We start from the raw sequence: 2,529 nt of genomic DNA, 5'->3' as shown, positions 1-2,529 counted from the left end.
CCAGTACACAGGCTTGACGACCCAGCCGGTGAAGGGCGGTGAGGTCCTCATCGCCACGCAGCGGGATGGCCAATCGAAAGTCGCAGACGCTTTGTCGAAAGGCGCGCGTTTTCAGCTCTACCTTGCTCTACGGCTCGCCGGCTACTATGAGTTCGCCAAGCTCAGGCCGGCGGTTCCGTTCATAGCCGACGACATAATGGAAACCTTCGACCATCTCCGATCGGAAGAAGTTTTCCGGTTGTTCGGCGAGATGGCCTGCGTAGGCCAGGTAATCTACCTGACCCATCATCAGCATCTATGCGACATCGCCAAGGCGGTCATTCCTAAGGTCGCCATCCACGAGCTTGGGTAATTCAAACGGCGTCGTTTGAAGAGCCGCCGAGCTTTCTTGGCGGATCAGATCGCTTAATACTCCTCGGCACTAGACTGCCGGCGAACGACCTTAGAAGGCTTCGAAATGACCGATACCTTAGAAGACGTAATGAGAGAAGAGTTCTATGAGAGATTGACTAAGGAGATCATAGACGACAATCGAGAAAGCATCATTGGCGAATTTGCGCTGGAGCGATCGCGCTCATACTATCTGTCAAATCCGGATTTGGATATTGTCGCTTTGGACGTCCTCGAAGAGGCTGAAAAACTCCTCTCAGTGAGCCCCAGCGCCTCGATAATATTCTCCTATTCATGCATCGAAATGACCATCCGGGATGTTCTCTTGAAGCCGATAGCGTACGGCCTCGTTCACGACGAGAAATTCAGCGAACTCGTCGCGGAACTCGTTGTCGGAAATAGACACCTGCATAAGCTGCTTTTTCACATCCTCGAAGAGGCCGGCCATATCGACTTTAAGCTTTTACACAGGTCGAAAACGGCGAAGAAGAACATCTGGGCCGAGAAGGAAGACGTTCGGCAACTTAGAGACGAAATCGTCCACCGCGGCGCTAAGGCAACTGATGAGAGCGCGAAGGTCGCATTCGAACTGGCGTCCTTTTTCCTCAAGCGGCTCTTTCCAGGCATCCAGCGCTACTACCTCACCTTGGACCGCTGAGCCTCCAAGCACGAGCCATGACGCTTTTCGGGTCGCTATAAAATGGGAATGTTCTCTGCTTCGCCTACGGCTCGAACATGCTCACGGAGCGGCTAACCGCGCCGAAACGCTTGCCCGTCCGCCTGTCCTGATGCCGTTGCCTATGCGCATTTCGCAACCTACCCGGCAACATGGAGCTCGAGAGACAAGTCTTGTCGAAGAGAAACTCCTACGCCGCTCGGAAGAAGCTTCTTCCTTGGTCATAGCTTTCCGCTTGGCCGAGCCGGACAAGAGATTGAAGCACGTCGCGCACCTCGGCGATGGTTTCGTCCGGTGATGAGAACGCGACGGCGATTTCCTCTGCTGACAGAGGCGCTTTCGCGCGTGCCATCAAGTCGAGCACTACCCGCGCCTGATCTAGTCGTGCGGCGGGGAACGGGGCCTTCTTCGCCCTAACCTTGGTCGCCAGGATCGCCTGGACGCGATCGCCGCGATGCGCGAGCGGCCCAATCTTGTCGATCTGATATTCCGGGCGCAGCCATTTGATGAAGCCCCGGCGCTCCTCTGCGGCCCGGACTTGGTTCAGCAGGACAAGACTATCGAGAATCTGCTCGGGGTCGATTTCTGCGTGCCACCCGTAGGATTTTACGACGGCGGCGTCCAGCCGATCATGAAGCTCCCGCAGGATCAGAACACGGCCGCGGCTGCGGATATCCTGATCCTTGCGGGAGAGCACACCAGCCGTCCGGATAGCTTCGAGAACATTATAAAGCGCGGTTAGAGTCAAGTCGGGATGCTCGGCAAGAACCCGCTTGCGTGTCTCGTCGAGTTCTTCGGCAATGGCACCGATTTCAGCCCGAGCCGAGGCGTTGGCATCGGGGAATGGGAACGTATCGAAACATTTCGATTTCACATAGACGGGGTCGTTTCCAACCCCCAGCTTGCCGCCCGCTGCCAGTGACCAAGCCACGTGTACGCGCGACGAAAGAACCCCTAGAGCAAAAGCGTCGTCGAGCGCCATCACAATCAGCTTGTTGTCCGGAAGAACCATGCCATCAATGAACTGAAAAATGCGGTGCTTCATCGTTTCAACGGTCGCGATGTAACGAGGCAAGCCTTCGATCGCTGGCCGGAGTTCCCGTCGCGGTTCGCCGAACCACCACCATTTCTCTCGATATGAGGCCCGATTGTTTCTGTCGCGTTCTGGCTTCACGGTATCTAGCAGGTGCTGATAAACTTCGGGGAAGTCGCGCCGGACTTCTGATGCGGCAGAGGCAAACAGATCGATAACCATCACCCCACGCCGTCGAGACGTCAGATCCCTGCCGTTCCGATATTCTCGGATATGCCGGTCGAGGCCCGGCCGCCTTCCAAGGCCGAGCTCAAGGGCCTTTGCCCGCGTGACGATGAAACCATCACCATGAAGCTTCACGCCCGGTGAACAAATCGCGTCGTTGGCCACCAGCGCTTTCGATTTGGTGACATCCACGCCGATCGTGAGG

2 protein-coding genes and 1 pseudogene are annotated in these 2,529 nt (G+C 56.5%); 2 read left to right on the top strand and 1 reads right to left on the bottom strand.

The genetic code is table 11. The annotated features are described in order from the left end of the window. Both EOA33_RS31845 and EOA33_RS31840 read left to right on the top strand, forming a co-directional pair. Positions 1-352 (top strand): annotated as a pseudogene (locus EOA33_RS31845) (hypothetical protein); the annotation flags it as partial. A gap of 105 nt (positions 353-457) precedes the next feature. Then, a complete protein-coding gene (locus EOA33_RS31840; RefSeq protein WP_127407430.1) occupies positions 458-1,048 on the top strand; it encodes a hypothetical protein in 591 nt (196 codons plus the stop codon). Positions 1,049-1,256: 208 nt separating this feature from the next. Here the strand turns inward: EOA33_RS31840 and EOA33_RS39430 are convergent. Next, positions 1,257-2,529, bottom strand: a 1,273-nt coding sequence (locus tag EOA33_RS39430) for a class I SAM-dependent DNA methyltransferase (protein WP_190234433.1), incomplete at its 5' end; no start/stop codon positions are given.

It is taken from the genome of Mesorhizobium sp. M4A.F.Ca.ET.050.02.1.1, assembly GCF_003997725.1.
GTDB lineage: Bacteria > Pseudomonadota > Alphaproteobacteria > Rhizobiales > Rhizobiaceae > Mesorhizobium.
Note: the sequence above shows the minus strand (reverse complement) of the source record. Positions and strands in the feature narration are given on the sequence as shown.